We start from the raw sequence: 17,029 nt of genomic DNA, 5'->3' as shown, positions 1-17,029 counted from the left end.
CGCACACAAGTCACGAATTGGACGATACGTCCGCAGATGCGGTTGTATCAACCTTCTCAGTAGACGTCGCGCACGTACCGCTTCTCAGCACTCAAACGATCGACGTATGCCGCTGCCGCCTCCTGGTCGAGCCGGCCGTGGGTCTGCACCACCTCGCGGAGCATCGCGTCGACATCTTTCGCCATGCGCCCGGCGTCCCCGCAGACGGCGAAATGAGCGCCGTCCTCCAGCCATCTCCAGAGCTGGGCGCCCTGTTCGCGCATGCGGTCCTGCACGTACACCTTCTGTCGCTGGTCACGCGAGAACGCGAGGTCCAGCTTGGTGAGGAACCCGTCGGCGTGCATCTCCTCGATCTCGTCGCGGTACAGGTAGTCGGTGTCCGACCGCTGGTCGCCGAAGAAGAGCCAACTGCGACCGGTGTGCCCGGATTCGCGGCGGTCGTGGAGGAAGGCCCGAAACGGCGCGATCCCCGTTCCCGGCCCGACCATGATCATCGGAGTATCGCCGGGTGGTGGCCGGAAGTGCGGATTCCGCTGCACGAAGATGGGGATGTCGACGCCCTTGCTGTGGTCGGCGAGGAAGCCCGAGCACACGCCGGCCCGGTCGCGGCCCTCGAAGCCGTATCGCACCACCGACACGGTGAGCTGCACCTCCCGCGGGTTGGACTTCGGACTCGACGAGATCGAGTAGCTGCGTGGCTGAAGCCGCGTGAGCACACCGAGCCACTCGTCGAGCGGTGCCTTGAACGGGTATTCGGCGATGACATCCATCGCCTGCCGCCCCCACAGCCACCGCTGCAGTTCCATCTTGTTTCCGGGTCGCAGCAGCTTGGCGAGTTCCGGACTCCCGCTCTGGCGTTGCACGAAGCGCAGCAATTCGGGAGTGGTCCTGGTGATGTCGAGGTACCGAGCCGCGGCCTCCCGGAGAGGGACGGTGGGACGATCGACGCTTTCGACGGGCGCCTCCGCGTCGAGCGCGGTGACCTGCATCCATTCTTCGACCGCCTCGGGGCAGTTGGTCGGCATCACCCCGAGGGCATCTCCCGCACAATATTCGAATTCCGGGTCGAACAGCTCGAATCCGAACTGCCGCACATCCTTCGACGATCCGGCTCCACTGAGTGCGATGTTGCGTGTCAGGCGGGTGACGAGCGGGGACTTGCGGCTGTACACGGATGCCCGCGGCGGAACAGGTTGTGCGGGCGCGTCACCGGCCACCAGATTCTGGACCGAGCACACCCATTCGTTGGCGCGGTCCTCGAAATCCGGTTCACAGTCCACGCGCGGGGCCATCCGGGTCGCTCCGAGATCGGCCAGCCGCTCGTCCACCTTGCGTCCGTACCCGCAGAAGTCGTCGTAACTGGAGTCACCGAAAGCCAGTACCGCATAGCGGGTACCGGCGAGCGACGGTGCGTCTGCACCGTTCAAGTCCCTCCAGAACGCCGAAGCGTTGTCCGGTGCGTCGCCGTCACCGAATGTACTTGTCACCACCAGCAATTCCGGTATCTGCACGAGATCCGCGACGGTCAGCGTCCCCATCCCGACCGCGGTGGCCCCACGTCCCGCGGCGCGAAGACGCTCGGCGCAGGTGTGCGCGAATCCTTCGGCATTCCCCGTCTGCGACGCCCACGCCACCACGACCGGCGGTTCCGGGTTCAGGTCCCCGGCCGCGGTATCGGAGCCGGCGTCGATCGCAGCGCTCTGTGAGTACATCCCCGCGAGCAGTCCGTCGATCCACGCCCGGGTCGCGGGGGGAAACGGCGCCGAAGCCGGCAGCGACGGCGCGGCGGTGACATCGGACGACCGCAGACCGGCGAGAAGACCTGCGAGATAGTGTTTCTCGTCGTCGCCGAACAGGGGAGCGGGGATACCGCCGACTCCGAGCGTCTCCGCGAGCCGTCCGACGACCGAATCGTCGGCGGGCAGGGAAGGGGATACCGGTGCTGCCGCAACTTTCGTCACGGCGACCGCGCAGAACTTGAATTCGGGCTGCAGCGACGCGGGATCGACGGCGTCGTTGGTCACGGCGTTGATCGCGCGATCGTCCCCGAACAGGTCGTTCCAGTGGAACGGGGCGAAACAGTTTCCCGGCATCACCCGATCGGTCACCACCGCCGGGAGGACGGCGCGCCCCCGCCGCGAGGTGATGTCCACCGCGTCACCGTCGACGATCGACAACCGCGCGGCGTCCTCGGGATTGATCTCCACGAACGGTCCGGGGTGGAGTTTTCCGAGCTTGGCGATCTTGCCCGTCTTGGTGAGTGTGTGCCACTGATGTTGCAACCGACCGGTGTTGAGAACGAACGGGTAGTCGTCGTCGGGCAGTTCGGTCGTGGGCAGATACGGACGGGGGAAGAACCGGGCTCGTCCGTCCGGTGTCGCGAAGGCCAGTTCCGGTACGGATCCGTCGTCGCGGACCACCAGCGTCCGGCTGTCTCCGTCGTTGAGATACCGGACCGGACTGCGATCGTCGGTGCGGCCGGGGCCACACGGCCATTGCACCGGGCCGTGCCGCAGCCTGTCGTATGTCACGCCGCGCAGGTCGTACCCCGTCTGCGGATTCCAGAACTGCGTGATCTCGTCGAATATCTCCTCGGCGCACGAGTAGGTGAAGCCGTCACCGAACCCCATCTCACAGGCGACACGCGCGATGATCTGCCAGTCGGGCAGTGCCTCTCCGACCGGTTCGACGGCCTGTTGCAACAGGTTCAGAGTGCGGTCGGATCCGACTGTCACGTAGTCGGACTCCGCCCACAGGGCACCCGGAAGGAGGATGTCGGCGTACGCATTCGTTTCGGTCTCGAGGAACACATCCTGGGCGATGACGAGATCGGCGTTCTCGAGACCCTCGAGAACGGTCGCCCGGTTCGCGACCGAGGCCACCGGGTTGGTGCAGATGATCCAGCACGCCTTGATCGTTCCTTGTGCCATTTCCCGGAACATGTCGACGGTGCCGGTGCCTGCTTCGGCGCGCAGCGTGCCGGGAGGTAGCGCCCACTGCTCCTCGACGAACACCCGGTCGTCGCCGGACAACACGCTGCGCTGGCCCGGCAGGCCGGGACCCATGTACCCCATCTCGCGACCACCCATCGCGTTGGGCTGACCGGTCAGGGAGAACGGGCCGCTTCCGGTGCGGCAGATCGCACCCGTGGCGAGATGGAGATTGCAGATCGCGTTGGTGTTCCAGGTGCCGTGGGTGCTCTGGTTGAGCCCCATCGTCCAGCAACTCATCCACTCGCCGGCCTCGCCGATCCATCGTGCAGCCGTGCGGATGTCGGCTTCCTCGAGGCCGGTGATGCCCGCCACGAGAGCGGGCGGGTACTCGGCGAGGAACTCCTCCATCGCTTCCCAGCCCTCGGTGTACTCCTCGACGAAGTCACGATCGACGTGCCCGTTCTCGACGATCAGGTGGAGCAGGCCGTTGAGCAGTGCGAGGTCGGTACCCGGCGCGATCTGCAGGAACAGGTCCGCTTTGTCCGCGGTGGCGGTGCGCCGAGGATCGACGACGACGAGCTTGGCCCCGGCTCGGACGCGTTCCATCATCCGCAGGAAGAGGATGGGGTGGCAGTCGGCCATGTTCGAACCCGAGACGAAGAACAGATCGGCGTGCTCGAAGTCCTCGTACGAGCCGGGTGGCCCGTCCGAACCGAGCGACTGCTTGTAGCCGGTGCCCGCAGAGGCCATGCACAACCGCGAGTTCGATTCGATCCGGCTGGTGCGCACGAATCCCTTGGCGAGCTTGTTCGCGAGGTATTGCGCCTCGAGCGACATCTGTCCGGAGACGTAGAACGCCACCGCATCGGGTCCGTGGGTTCCGATGATCTCCGTGAGACGGCGTGCGGTGTCGGTGACGGCCGCGTCCACCGGCACCGGCGAAGGAGCGCCGCCGCGGCGGTCACGCACGTACGCGGTCTCGAGACGGCCCGCCGCGGCCAGCATCTCCGCGCTCGTCGCACCCTTGGTGCACAGGCGCCCCCGATTGGTGGGGTGCTCCTTGTCGCCGTACGCCTTGACCACCCTGCGGGCACCGGTATCGGGATCGGTGGCGACGTCGAGCACCATGCCGCACCCGACACCGCAGTAGGAGCACGCGGTCTTCACCGTCGTGATGTCATCCCGCATCCGAATCTCCTACCCGGCACCGCGTCCGCCGGCAGTGAACCGAGGGGCACGCCGTTGCCGTCGCCGATACGACGACTTCCATGCTGCGGACTCGGTGTTTCGGACGCGTCACATGGGATGAGCACGCTGTGACATCTGGCTCACGGGTGTCGGGAGGAGGTGTGAGGTGCCGGCAACACGCTCAGGACTTCGGTTGCTGCTCCCACCATTTCAGGAGCTCGGCCTCGGCTTCGTCGCGATCGAGTGGACCGCGATCGAGGCGCAACTCCTTGAGGAACTTCCACGCCCTGCCCACCTCGGGGCCCGGTGGAATGCCGAGAACTTCCATGATCGCGTTGCCGTCGAGATCCGGGCGGACCTTCGCGACGCCCTCTTCCTCCGCCAGTCGCGCGATGCGCACCTCGAGATCGTCGTAGGTGGCCTGCAGTGCCGCGGCGCGCCGTTTGTTGCGGGTGGTGCAATCGGCCCGAACCAGCTTGTGGAGCCGGGGGAGGAGGTCCCCGGCGTCGTGCACGTACCGCCGCACCGCCGAGTCCGTCCACTGACCCTTGCCGTACCCGTGGAAGCGCAAGTGCAGAAACACCAGCTGGCCGACGTCCTCGATCATCTGCTTCGGGTACTTCAGGGCCCGCATCCTCTTGCGCACCAGCTTCGCCCCGACCACCTCGTGGTGATGGAAGCTGACGCCGCCGCCGGCCTCGTTGCGCTTGGTGCCGGGCTTGCCGATGTCGTGGAGCAGCGCCGCCCAGCGCAGCACCAGGTCCGGGTCGCCGTCCTCGAGATCGATCGCCTGGGTGAGCACGGTGAGCGAATGCCAGTACACGTCCTTGTGCTGGTGATGCTCGTCGATCTCGAGTTTCATCGCGGGGATCTCCGGGATGACGCGCTCCGCCAGGCCGGTCTCCACCATGCACTCGATGCCGTCGACCGGATGGTCCCCAAGGATCAGCTTGTCGAGTTCGGCCCGCACCCGCTCGGCGCTGATGCGCAGGATCTCGTCCGCCATCTCGCGGATCGCGGTCTGAACCCGCTCGGTGAGCGAAAAGCCCAGTTGGGAGACGAATCGGGCCGCCCGCAACATGCGCAGTGGGTCGTCCTCGAACGAGTCCTCGGGCCGAGCCGGAGTGTCGAGAACACCTGCGAGCAACGCGTCGAGCCCACCGAGCGGGTCGACGAACTCACCGGCACCGTCCGGACCGATCCGAACGGCCATCGCATTGACGGTGAAGTCACGGCGTACGAGATCGTCCTCGAGGCTCGTTCCGTACTCGACGACGGGATGGCGGGTGACGCGGTCGTAGGCGTCGCTGCGGAACGTGGTGATCTCGAGTTGTTCGGATCCCTTTGCCGCGCTGACCGTGCCGAAGTCGATGCCGGTGTCCCACTGATGGTCCACCAACCCGCGCAGCAGTTCCTGGACCTTCTCGGGGCGCGCGTCCGTCGTGAAGTCGAGGTCGGTGCCCAACCGGCCGAGAAGCGCGTCGCGGACGCTCCCTCCGACGAGATACAGCTCATGGCCCGCCTCGGTGAACCGCGCACCGAGTGGGGCCAGGACATCGGACAACGAGCGCAGAGTGACGTCGGCTCCGGCGAGCAACCGGGTTCGGCGGTCGAGGTCTGCGGTGGGTGAGTTCACGTCTTTGCACCTTACCGAGCAGGGCGTTCGTGTGGTTGAGCCGGGACCGACGGCGGTACATCTACTATCTATTAGGTGTCGCCCGCCGAACGTGCCAATCGCAACCGCCGCAGCTCGCGGCGTCGTGGCACGAGCGCGAAAAAGGCTGCTCAGGGCGGAGCACCCGGCGCACCCGGCCCTCGACTGCGCACCGTCCGCGAGACCTCGGCCGGCGGGCTGGTCGTCGACGGACTCGGTGGTCCACCCGACAAGCTGTGTGCCGCGCTGATCGGGCGTACCGACCGTCGCGGCCGCCTGCTGTGGTCGCTGCCGAAGGGGCACATCGAGCGCGGCGAGACCGCCGAAATGACCGCGATGCGCGAGGTGCACGAAGAGACCGGGGTCCGCAGCACGGTGCTCGCCGAACTCGGCAGCATCGACTACTGGTTCGTCACCGAAGGCCGTCGCGTCCACAAAACGGTGCACCACTACCTTCTGCGTTACCTCGGCGGTGAACTGTCCGACGCGGATGTCGAGGTCACCGAAGTCGCGTGGGTTCCGCTCCGTGAACTCCGGTCCCGGCTCGCCTACGCCGACGAACGTAAGCTCGCCGACGTCGCAGACCAGCTCATTGCGGAGATGCATCCCGAATCGCGTCCCCGCACCGACGAACCGGGGGCCCATCTCGGATGACGGCGGTGGTTTCCCGAACGGGTGCCGCGGTTCTGGCCGTGCTCACGCTCGTTCTCACAACGATCGGTGTGGCGATCCCCGCACCCGCGGCGGCGCAGCCGGACTCCGAAGACACCGAGTTCCTCGCTCTGAGCATCGACGAGGTCACCCCGTCGGTGGTGTCGCTCACAAGTGAATCGGTAGTCGAGGTCACGGGCACCGTCACCAATGTCGGCGACCGCGATGTCGAGGACGTCTGGGTGCGGCTTCAGCGCGCACCCGTCATCTCCGACCCCGCCGCCCTGCGCACCTCGCTCTCCCTCGATCAGGGGGGTTTCGACACCGTGGGCGAATTCGAGCAGGTCACGGACCGGCTCGACCGCGGCGACCGCGCCGAGTTCACGATCGAGCTGCCCCTGCGTTCCGAACTCGAACCGTCGCTCGGCATCGACACCCCCGGTGTCTACCCGCTGCTCGTCAACGTGAACGGCTCGCCCGAATACGGCGGCCAGGCCCGTCTGGACGATGCCCGTTTCCTGCTGCCCGTGCTGGGAGTGCCCGCAGGCGAGGACAGCTCCCCGCGAACGTCGGCGTCCACGCCATCGGGCGGAACCACCGGAACGGCGCCCAGCAGCGAGACCGAGAGCTTTCCCGCCGTTCCACCCGAGGTGTCGCGCCCCGTCGCCGTCTCGATGCTGTGGCCCTTGGCCGACACGCCGCGGCTGGCCTCGGGTGTTCCCGGATCCGCGACGGAACCCGCCCGGCTCGTCGATGACGTGCTCGCCACGTCGCTGGCCGAAGGAGGACGGCTCGACGGGTTGCTGCGCGCTGCCGAACAATCGCTGGAGACCGATCCGCGGGTCACCGAAGGCATGTGCCTGGCGATCGACCCCGACCTGCTGGTCACGGTCGCGAACATGACCCGGGACTATCTCGTGGTGGACGACCCGGCCGATCCGATGGGGGCCGCGAGCCCCGGAACGGGCACCGAGGCGGCTATCGCGTGGCTCGGCCGCATCCGGGCACTCGCGACCTCCATGTGCACGGTGGCGGTGCCGTTCGCCCAGGCGGACCTGACGGCGCTCGCGGAACTGGACGATCCCTCGCTGACCGTGCCCGCCTTGCGGTCCCCGAGCACGCTTGTCGACACGATCCTCGGAACCACGTCGCTTCCGGATGTCGTGTGGCCCGATTCCGGTGTCCTCACCGAGAACGCCGGGCTTCTCGTCGCCGCGGACGGTCCGGTCACGGCGGTACTCGCCGACACCGCGGTGGACGACGGACGCGCCGCCATGAGCGGCGCATCCCCGCGCAACAGTGTCCGGGTGTCGGGAGTCGACGGGCTGACGGCCGGCCTGTTCGACGCCGCGGCCTCGGCGGCACTCGCGGGCATGGGCGACGCGCCGTCGACCCCCTCGTTCGTGACCAAGGCCGCGCGCTACGACCTCGCCGACGACTCCGCGACCGCGCGGCTCCAGGACGCGCTCGGTGCGCTGGCGTTTCCGGCGCTGGCCCCGTCGGTGGACGCGGCGTCGGGAGTGCCGCTGCCCGCACCCGGCCGCTCGGTGCTGTTCGCTCCGCCGCAGGTCTGGTCGCCGTCCCCGGACGAGGCGTCGGCCACGCTGTCCATGATCTCGTCACTCATCCGTTCGGGAACGGCGACGGCTCGTCCCTTCACCGAGTTCGTCGCCGCGGCAGCAGCCACCGCAGACGACCCGAATACCTCCGTGCTCGACTATCCGGAGCAAGCCGTCACCGACGGTGTGCCGGCAGAGGTGGTCCGGATTGCCGCCGAGCAGACGCCCCGGCTCGATGCTTTGCAGGCAGCGTTGATCGAGGATCCCCAGGCCCAGCTCACGCCGCAGGAGTTCCTCACACCGCTGCGGGAGGATCTGCTGCGCGCGATGGCGTCGGCGGGGCGGCGGGGTGAAGACCCCGAGCAGGCGGTGGACGCCGCGACTCTGCGCGCGGTGGAAGTCGAAGAAGCCGTGGACGGGATGTTCGCGGGAGTGACAGTGCTCTCACCGGGTGGTGTGTACACACTGACCTCCGAACAGAGTCCCCTACTGTTGGTGGCGCGCAACGATCTGCCCGTGGGCATCACAGTGCGGTTGCACGTGGACGCGCCCTCGGCGATGGAGATCACCGATATCGGGCCGACCCAGCTGCCTCCGCGCGGTAGCCGCACCCTGACGGTGCCCGCTCAGATCAGCGACTCGCGGAAGCTCGAACTGGAGTTCTCGCTCACCACGGAATCCGGCCTGTCTCTCGGCAGTCCGACGAACGTGACGGTACGTTCCAATGCGTATGGCCGGATTCTCGCCATCGTCACGGGCTGTGCGGGAGCGCTCCTGCTGTTCCTGGCGGGCAGGCGGCTTCTGCACCGGTTCCGCGGGGAACCGGATCCAGCCGACGAAGGGTACGAACGAGAATGACGGGGAACGCGACCCGCGACGACGTGAAGTCACCGACGACTTCACCGGACGTCACCGGTGCCGGTCCCACCGGCCGGAAGGTTCCGAGCCTGCTCGCGGCCACCGGCTCCATTGCCGTCGCCACCCTGGTCAGCCGGATCACCGGGTTCCTCAAGCAACTGCTGATCCTCACGCTGCTGGGTGCGAGCGTCGCGTCGTCGTTCACCGTGGCCCACCAGATCCCCAACATGATCTCCGAGCTGGTCCTCGGCGCCGTCCTCACCTCGATCGTGGTGCCTGTGCTCGTGCGAGCGGAACGAGAGGACCCGGACGGCGGCGAGGCATTCGTCCGTCGCCTGTTCACCGCGGCCGTCGTGCTGCTCGGCGGCGCGACGATCCTCGCGGTCGCCGCCGCGCCGCTGCTCACGACGCACGTGTTCCTCGACGACTCCGGCAAGGTGTCGACGACACTGACGACTGCCCTGTCGTACCTGCTGCTGCCGGCCATCGTGTTCTACGGGCTGTCGGGCCTGTTCACGGGCATTCTCAATACGCGGCAGGTCTTCAAGCCCGGCGCATGGGCACCCGTGGCGAACAACGTCGTCGTGCTCGTCGTGCTGGTCGTCTATTACCTGATGCCGGGGGAGATCACCCTCGATCCGGTGCGCATGAGCGACCCGAAGCTGCTGGTACTCGGCCTCGGTGTGCTTCTCGGCGTCATCACCCAGGCGATGTGCCTGATCCCCGCGCTCCGCCGCGAAGGCATCAATCTGAAGCCGCTGTGGGGCCTCGACGACCGCCTGCGCCAGTTCGGCGGGATGGCTGCGGCAATCGTGCTGTACGTGCTGATCAGCCAGATCGGCATGATCTTCGCAACCAACATCTCGTCGGGCGCCGATGCCGCAGGCCCCGCGATCTACAACAACGCCTGGCTGCTGCTGCAGTTGCCGTACGGCGTGCTCGGCGTCACCGTGCTCACCGCGATCATGCCGAGACTGAGCCGCAACGCCGCCGAGGGCGACACTCCCGCGGTCGTCGACGACCTGTCGGTCGCGACCCGAATGACCATGATCGCGCTGATCCCGATCGTCACGTTCCTCACGATCGCGGGCACGCACGTCGGGACCGCCCTGTACGGCTACGGCAATTTCGGCGCGGGCAACGCGTCCCTGCTCGGCCAGGCCGTGAGCTGGTCCGCCTTCACCCTGATTCCCTACTCGCTCGTGCTCATCCACCTGCGGGTCTTCTACGCGCGGGAACAGGCCTGGACCCCCACGTGGATCATTCTCGGCATCACCGCCGTCAAGATCGGCTTGTCGGCGCTCGCTCCGGTCGTGGCAAGCAACGACCAGCAGGTCGTCGTCCTGCTCGGTGTCGCGACCGGTCTCGCGTTCACCTGCGGTGCGTTCATCGGCGGGTTCCTGCTGCACCGCACCCTGGGCGACCTGCGGATGGCCAACGTGGGCCGCACGATTTGGCACGTGGTGCTGGCGTCGGCCGGCGGGGCGGTCGTCGTGCTCGTCGCCGACAGACTCCTGCAGTTGGACGCCCTCGCGGACCGCTTCGGCGGCCTCGGCTCGATGGTGCGTGTCGCGATCAGCGGCATCCTCATGCTGCTCGTCGCGCTCGTCGGCATGTATCTGCTCAAGGTTCCCGAGATCATGGCCATCGAGGCCGCCGTACGCCGCAAGATCGCCGCGGTGCGCGGTGGCGGCACGGAAGAGCCCGAAGCCGAACTCGGGGAGTCCACGGCCACTTCGCCGGCCGATACCGGTGCCTTCCCGACCCGCCGCCGCTTCGGCTACGACGCCTACCCGGAGTCCGACTTCGAGAAGACCGTCGTACTGCCGCGCATCGACTACGGCGACTACGGAGTCGGACCGTACGACGCGATCACCGAAGTCATGCCCGCGATCAGAGACGTGCCCCGTCCCGTCGAGGCGCAGCAACAACTCCCGTACCCTGGTCAACAGCAGATTCGACACGGGCGCCGTGGTCCGCGCTACTTCGCGGCCCCCACGGGCGATCCTCGTCTCCGCACCGGAAGTGGACGAGTCGACAACGAAGGAGTGAGGGTGAGCGACGACCACGCTGCCGGCAGGTCCACGATCGACGCGTCACAGCAGGCAGGATCGACGCCGGCCGGAAACGATCAGCGGCCCACGCCGCCGAGTCCGCCGCGCGACACCCACCACGACACCGGGGTCATACCGATCGGCTCTCCTCAGCTTCCGCCCGTCCGGGTTCCCGGGTCGGCGCCCCGCCGCACCATGCGCGGACCGGAACTCATCGCCGGCGCGTCCGTGGCAGGTGGCCGGTACCGACTGCTCTCGCCCCACGGTGGCGCACGCGGGCTCCGGTTCTGGCAGGCACTCGACGTCAAACTCGACCGCGAGGTGGCACTGACGTTCGTCGACGCCGACCAGAGCGCTGCCGACGGCACCGGGCCGGACTCTCCACAGGCAATCCTGTCCCGGACGCTGCGGCTCGGCCGGATCAATTCGCCCGGACTGGCACGTGTCCTGGACGTGGTCCGGGGTAGTTCGGGCGGCATCGTCGTCGCCGAGTGGACGCCCGGTCGTTCGCTGCGCGAGATGTCCACCACGCAGCCGTCCCCGTTGGGCGCTGCACGAGCCGTCCGCGCCCTCGCGGCAGCGGCAGAGGCCTCGCACCGTGCGGGCAGCGCGTTGTCGATCGACCACCCCGACCGCATCCGGATCAGTGTCTCCGGCGACGCGGTCATGGCGTTCCCGGCAACCTTCTCCGACGCGGATGCCGTCTCCGATGTGCACGGTCTCGGAGCCAGCCTGTACGGGCTGATCACCGGCCGCTGGCCGCTCGCTGAACCGCCCGCTCCGGGACGGCCCCCGGCACCGCACCACAGCGGCGCGACCATCGGTGGCATGCCGGAAGCCGACCGCGGCTCCGACGGCAAACCCGTCGAACCCAAGGTGCTCCGCCCCGACGTTCCGTTCGAGATCTCGGCGGTCGCCGTGCGCGCTCTGAACACCGACGGCGGGATCCGCACCGCGGCAACGGTGCAGCACATCCTCGACCAGGCGTCGGTGGTGGATCAGAAGACCGACATGATTCCCGCGCTCCGTATCGGCCAGCGCGCGAACATGACCGAAAGCCATGCCCTGGCGGACCCCGAGGCGCTCGAACAGAAGAAGAAGCATTCCCAGCGCATGCTCGTCGCGCTGATCGGCCTCGGTATCACGACGGTCGTGCTGCTCTCGCTGATCGGTTGGTGGATCACGAATCTGCTCGCAGGCGACGCAAGCGATGCGCCGCTCACCAGCCAGGAATTCGGTCTCACACCGACCGCCGAAGCACCTGCCGCACCCGAGTCCGCGTCGGAGGAGGCGGCTCCCGCCGCAGCCGGGGGACCGGTGCCGGCATCCGCGGTGACGGTGTTCTCGCCGCAGGGCACCCCCGATTCTCCGGCGTCCGCGTCGCTTGCGATCGACGGTGACCCTGCCACGGCGTGGAGCACCGACGCGTACTTCGATCCCTTCCCGTCCCTGAAGAGCGGGGTGGGCCTGCTGGTGACGCTCGAGGACGCAGCCACCCTCTCGTCGGCGAAGGTCACGTCCGAGTCGCCCGGGACCGTGCTCGAAATCCGCAGCGCGCCCTCGGATTCGACGTCCCTGGACCAGACACAGGTGATCGGTCAGGCGACACTCGGATCCGGTGAGACCGAGATTCCGCTCGACGCCGACGGCCGCACCACGCACGTACTGCTGTGGATCACCGGGCTCAGCTCCGACGGTGGCAGCAACAAGAGTTCGATCTCCGAGATCGAGTTCATCGGCTCGGAATAACCGGATCACCCCGAGCGCAAGCCGGGGCAATCGCCGTGCGATCGGCTACCATCCGCGCGTGCGAATTTTCGGGGGGATCGCAAAAATCGCCGTGCCCGACGACTCTGTGCTCACAGAGGTGCCGGGCACGTTCGTGTCCGACGCAGCCCTGTTGTCGGCACACGCGGCCGGCGATCGGGAGGCGTTCGCGACACTGCTGTCGCGCCATTACGACCATTTGTGGCAGGTGGCGCGGCGTACGAGCTACTCGCCGGAGGACGCGGCCGACTCGCTTCAGGAAGCTCTCCTGTCCGCGCATCGTATGGCCGCGAACTTCCGTGAGGATGCCGCGGTCCGTAGCTGGATGCACACCATCGTCGTGAACGCGTGCCTGGATCGCATCCGGCGCAACAAGGTTCGGCCCACGGTTCCACTCTTTCCCGACGATTCCGAAACTCCTCGTACGGGGCGGGATTCCATCCACGACACGGAGCTTGCCCTCGATGTGAAGACAGCACTGTTCACACTTCCGCCGGATCAGCGTGCCGCGATCGTGGCGATCGACGTCGAGGGATATTCGGTGCGAGAAGCGGCCCGCCGGCTGGGAGTACCTGAGGGGACGGTCAAGAGCCGGTGTGCGCGGGCACGTCGCAAACTCGCCGTCGTTCTCGGCGACCTACGGGAGTGAGGGAACCGAACACAAGTCCGGATCGTCTTACTCTGGTGAGGACAACCCACCCGCGAGGAGAACGCGCATGAACGAGGACGAGATACCACGTCCGCCGTACTCGCACGACCTGCTCGCCGACTTGCACGCGGGCGTGCTCGACGACGCCTCGGCCGACAAGCTCTGGCCTCTCGTACGCGCAGACCCGGAGGCCGCGGCCGTACTCGCACGACTCGACGCGGTGGAGTCGCGTCTCGGCGCGCTCCGCGACAGTGATCCGGCGGAACCGATTCCTCCTGCGGTGGCCGCCCGGATCGACGCTGCTCTGGCTACTGCTCAGCGACGACCTGCCCGAACATGGCTGGCGGGAGCCGGGGTTGCGGCGGCAGCGGTATTCGCCGGCGTGTTCGCACTCGTCCTGCTCCACTCGGCGCCCGGGGGAGACGACGACGCGGGTAGCGACGCCTACGCCGCCCACGAGACCGACTCCGTGTTCGAGCCCGCCGAGCTACGCTCGATTGTCGGCACGACCTCGCTCGGCCCTCTCTCGGATACGGTTCGGCTCCGGGACTGCTTGGAAGCCAACGGTTTCGATTCGAATTCTCCTCTGCTGGGATCGCGGCAGACGGAATTTCGCGAACGTGACGCCGTCCTGCTGCTCCTCGGTGGACCGCACCCTCCGCAACTGACCGCGGTGATGGTCGGAACCGATTGTGACGCAAACACTCCCGCTACCCTGGCGGTTCATACCATCGGATAGGCGCTCGGCGTATGTCGTCACTCCGCGATGGTCAGCAGCAGATGAAGTATCCGTGCGCGTAGCGCCGGGGTGTCGTCCTCCGCGGCGATCAGCCCGGTGAACAGTGCGGTCCCGGCCGCCATCACGAGCGCCGCCCGGGCATCGAGTTCCGCGTCCCCGTCACCGTTCTCGGTGAACAGCGCAGTACTCGGACCGCTGAAGGTTCGCCACAGTGTGCTGCGAAGGTCCTCGTGGTCACGCAGCGCCGCGAGGAGTCCGGGTAGGGCGGCGCGAACCTCGGGTCTCGAGAAGAGTTCGTTGCTCCCCGCGACAACCCATTCGATCCAGCCCTTGCGGTCGATTCCGTCGTACGGCGCCAGATCGGGTGCCGAGCCGAGGAGCGCATCGAGCACCAGGTGCGCCTTGCTCGGCCACCTGCGCGTCAGTGCGGCTCGCCCGACTCCCGCGCGCGCCGCGATCGCCCGCATGCTGAGGCCGTCCCACCCGTCCCGGACGAGCATCTCGCGGGTGACGGCGAGGACGTCACTGTCGATTCGAGGATCTCTCGGACGTCCCGCAGGTACAGCTGGCATGGGCTCTCGTGTGAGTGGGACCAGACAGTGCCTGGTGTGTGATCGGGGTTATAGTCGGGCTATTACGATACCACTGGCATCGAAAGTAGGGTCATGACTTCGCCGCGATCCACCGTCTTCGAACCCGCCCGCCTCGGGCCTCTCACGCTCCGCAACCGCATCATCAAGGCCGCGACGTTCGAGGGTGTCATGCCCAAGGGTGCGGTCACCGACAAACTTGTCGACTTCCACGCCGAAGTCGCACGCGGCGGTACCGCGTTGACGACCGTGGCGTATTGCTCCGTCTCGCCCGCGGGTCGCGTCCACCGCGACACCCTCGTCCTCGACCGCGACGCCGTGCCCGGGCTGACCCGGCTCACCGAGGCCGTCCACCGGGAGGGCGCACTCGCGTCCGCGCAGATCGGGCATGCCGGGCTCGTCGCCAACCAGCTGTCGAACGGGATGAGCACCACCGCCCCCTCCACCCGGATCAGCGCCCCCGCGATGGGTCTCGTCCGCGGCGCGACACTCGAGCAGCTCGACGCGATCGTGGAGGACTACGCGTCGGCCGCGCGATATGCCGTCGAATCCGGATTCGATGCGCTGGAAGTACACCTGGGGCACAACTACCTTCTGAGCTCATTCATGAGCCCCAACCTCAACAAGCGGACCGACCGCTACGGCGGAAGCATCGCCAACCGCACCGCTTTTCCCCGGCGTGTCCTCGCCGCCGTGCGCGCTGCGGCGGGGGATTCGGTCGCTGTCATCGCCAAGTTCAACATGACCGACGGCGTCCCGAAGGGACTGTGGCTCGACGAGTCGCTGCCCATGGCCAAGCTGATCGAGTCCGACGGCACCATCGACGCGATGCAGCTGACCGGTGGCAGCTCGCTGCTCAACGGGATGTACTTCTTCCGCGGCGACGTTCCGATGAAGGAGTTCGTGCAGTCACAGCCGAAGGTCATCGGCTGGGGCCTGAAGGTGTACGGACCCAAGCTCTTCCCGAAACTTCCGTTCGAGGAAGCGTTCTTCCTCCCGATGGCCCGGCAGTTCCGGTCCGAACTGTCGCTGCCGCTGATCCTGCTCGGTGGCATCAACCGCATCGACACCATCGACAACGCCCTGCACGAAGGTTTCGAGTTCGTGGCCATGGGCCGGGCGCTGCTCCGTGACCCGTATCTGGTCGACAAGTTCCGCAACCACACCGCGGACGAAGGGTTGTGCATTCACTGCAACAAGTGCATGCCGACCATCTACACCGGGACCAAATGTGTGATCCGGGAAACCCTCCGGGACGTCCCGGGCGCGGTCTGACACCTCCGGGCGGCGGGCGCGCACGCGCTGTGGCACGACGCACGCTGCGAGGGGAACAACACCGTTTACCCTGGTGTTGACATCTGTGTATGCTGCCGCGCCGGTCTCTCGGCACGTGGCATCCACGACAGCCCCGACCGCCGACCGGAAGGCCTCCGCCGAATGACGACCTCGCCCACCATTCACGACCTCATCATCATCGGTTCGGGACCGGCGGGATACACCGCCGCGATCTACGCCGCCCGCGCGGAACTCTCGCCCATCGTCTTCGAGGGAACGCAGTTCGGCGGCGAGCTGATGACGACAACCGAGGTCGAGAACTTCCCGGGCTTCAAGGACGGCATCATGGGTCCGGAGTTGATGGACCAGATGCGCGAGCAGGCGCTCCGCTTCGGTGCGGACATCCGTACCGAAGACGTCGAGGCCGTCGATCTCGCCGGCCCGGTCAAGACCGTGGTCGCGAACGGCGAAACCTACAGCAGTCACGCGGTCGTGCTCGCCATGGGCGCCGAACCCCGTTACCTCGGTGTGCCGGGGGAGGAGCGCCTCCTCGGCCGCGGCGTCTCCGCCTGCGCCACGTGTGACGGGTTCTTCTTCCGGGATCAGGACATCGCAGTGGTCGGCGGCGGCGATTCGGCGATGGAGGAAGCCACGTTCCTGACGCGGTTCGCGCGCAGCGTGACCATCATCCACCGCCGCGAAGAGTTCCGTGCCTCGAAGATCATGCTCGAGCGCGCCGAGGCGAACGAGAAGATTCGTTTCCTCACCAACACGAGGGTCCTCGAGGTCCTGGGAGAGAACAGCGTCTCGTCGCTGACCGTCGAGAACACTGTCACCGGCGAGCGCAGCGATCTCGCCGTCACCGGACTCTTCGTCGCCGCGGGACACGATCCGCGCAGCGCACTCGTCGCGGGACAGGTCGAACTGGACGACGAGGGTTACGTGAAGGTCGTCGGCCGCACCACTGCGACGTCCCTGCCGGGTGTCTTCGCGGCCGGAGACCTCGTCGACCACACCTATCGTCAGGCCATCACCGCGGCCGGCAGCGGTTGTTCCGCGGCGATCGACGCCGAGCGCTGGCTCGTCGCACGCCACGAGGTACCGCCCTCGAT

At 67.5% G+C, this 17,029-nt stretch carries 10 protein-coding genes; 7 read left to right on the top strand and 3 right to left on the bottom strand.

Annotation, left to right across the window (positions count from 1 at the left end; genetic code table 11):
• Positions 1 to 56: 56 nt before the first annotated feature.
• Together TVH25_RS12630 and TVH25_RS12625 are read right to left on the bottom strand one after the other, a co-directional pair.
• Entirely contained in the window at positions 57 to 4,121 is a 4,065-nt protein-coding gene (locus tag TVH25_RS12630) for a molybdopterin-dependent oxidoreductase (RefSeq protein ID WP_422424323.1), read from the bottom strand.
• Positions 4,122 to 4,302: 181 nt separating this feature from the next.
• Entirely contained in the window at positions 4,303 to 5,757 is a 1,455-nt protein-coding gene (locus TVH25_RS12625) for a CCA tRNA nucleotidyltransferase (RefSeq protein WP_296551302.1), read from the bottom strand.
• A gap of 75 nt (positions 5,758 to 5,832) precedes the next feature.
• Between TVH25_RS12625 and TVH25_RS12620 the strand changes: the two genes are divergently transcribed.
• The 5 genes from TVH25_RS12620 (at position 5,833) to TVH25_RS12600 (ending at position 14,052) form a co-directional block, all read left to right on the top strand.
• Positions 5,833 to 6,429, top strand: a complete 597-nt coding sequence (locus tag TVH25_RS12620; protein WP_169620917.1) for an NUDIX hydrolase — start codon at positions 5,833 to 5,835, stop codon at positions 6,427 to 6,429.
• Positions 6,426 to 8,843 (top strand): glycoprotein, encoded by a 2,418-nt coding sequence (locus tag TVH25_RS12615; protein ID WP_422424322.1) that lies wholly within the window; start codon positions 6,426 to 6,428, stop codon positions 8,841 to 8,843. The genes TVH25_RS12620 and TVH25_RS12615 overlap by 4 nt, the downstream gene beginning before the upstream one ends.
• Positions 8,840 to 12,646, top strand: coding sequence for a murein biosynthesis integral membrane protein MurJ (gene murJ, locus TVH25_RS12610; protein ID WP_422424321.1), 3,807 nt, complete (start codon positions 8,840 to 8,842; stop codon positions 12,644 to 12,646). The genes TVH25_RS12615 and murJ overlap by 4 nt, the downstream gene beginning before the upstream one ends.
• A 133-nt stretch (positions 12,647 to 12,779) precedes the next feature.
• The gene (gene sigM, locus TVH25_RS12605; protein ID WP_296551360.1) at positions 12,780 to 13,313 is read left to right on the top strand and encodes an RNA polymerase sigma factor SigM; all 534 of its coding nucleotides are present in this window, start codon (positions 12,780 to 12,782) and stop codon (positions 13,311 to 13,313) included.
• 67 nt (positions 13,314 to 13,380) lie between these two features.
• Positions 13,381 to 14,052, top strand: a complete 672-nt coding sequence (locus tag TVH25_RS12600; protein WP_422424320.1) for a hypothetical protein — start codon at positions 13,381 to 13,383, stop codon at positions 14,050 to 14,052.
• A 17-nt stretch (positions 14,053 to 14,069) separates the two neighbouring features.
• Here the strand turns inward: TVH25_RS12600 and TVH25_RS12595 are convergent, their stop codons facing one another.
• The gene (locus tag TVH25_RS12595) at positions 14,070 to 14,624 is read right to left on the bottom strand and encodes a TetR family transcriptional regulator (RefSeq protein ID WP_296551308.1); all 555 of its coding nucleotides are present in this window, start codon (positions 14,622 to 14,624) and stop codon (positions 14,070 to 14,072) included.
• A gap of 93 nt (positions 14,625 to 14,717) precedes the next feature.
• On the opposite strand from TVH25_RS12595, the gene TVH25_RS12590 reads away from it, so the two are divergent.
• Both TVH25_RS12590 and trxB read left to right on the top strand, forming a co-directional pair.
• On the top strand, positions 14,718 to 15,917 hold the full coding sequence (locus TVH25_RS12590) for an NADH:flavin oxidoreductase (protein ID WP_296551310.1): 1,200 nt from the start codon (positions 14,718 to 14,720) through the stop codon (positions 15,915 to 15,917).
• A gap of 162 nt (positions 15,918 to 16,079) precedes the next feature.
• Positions 16,080 to 17,029, top strand: a 950-nt coding sequence (gene trxB / locus TVH25_RS12585) for a thioredoxin-disulfide reductase (RefSeq protein WP_422424318.1), incomplete at its 3' end; no start/stop codon positions are given.

It is taken from the genome of Rhodococcus sp. 7Tela_A2 (assembly GCF_049311045.1).
Taxonomy (GTDB): Bacteria; Actinomycetota; Actinomycetes; order Mycobacteriales; family Mycobacteriaceae; genus Rhodococcus.
Note: the sequence above shows the minus strand (reverse complement) of the source record. Positions and strands in the feature narration are given on the sequence as shown.

What these genes read in the sequence shown, in the direction of transcription:
- TVH25_RS12630 (WP_422424323.1), bottom strand. Translation starts at nt 4,121, where the DNA reads ATGCGGGATGACATCACGACGGTGAAGACCGCGTGCTCCTACTGCGGT.
- TVH25_RS12615 (WP_422424322.1), top strand. Translation starts at nt 6,426, where the DNA reads ATGACGGCGGTGGTTTCCCGAACGGGTGCCGCGGTTCTGGCCGTGCTC.
- murJ (WP_422424321.1), top strand. Translation starts at nt 8,840, where the DNA reads ATGACGGGGAACGCGACCCGCGACGACGTGAAGTCACCGACGACTTCA.
- TVH25_RS12600 (WP_422424320.1), top strand. Translation starts at nt 13,381, where the DNA reads ATGAACGAGGACGAGATACCACGTCCGCCGTACTCGCACGACCTGCTC.
- TVH25_RS12595 (WP_296551308.1), bottom strand. Translation starts at nt 14,624, where the DNA reads ATGCCAGCTGTACCTGCGGGACGTCCGAGAGATCCTCGAATCGACAGT.
- TVH25_RS12590 (WP_296551310.1), top strand. Translation starts at nt 14,718, where the DNA reads ATGACTTCGCCGCGATCCACCGTCTTCGAACCCGCCCGCCTCGGGCCT.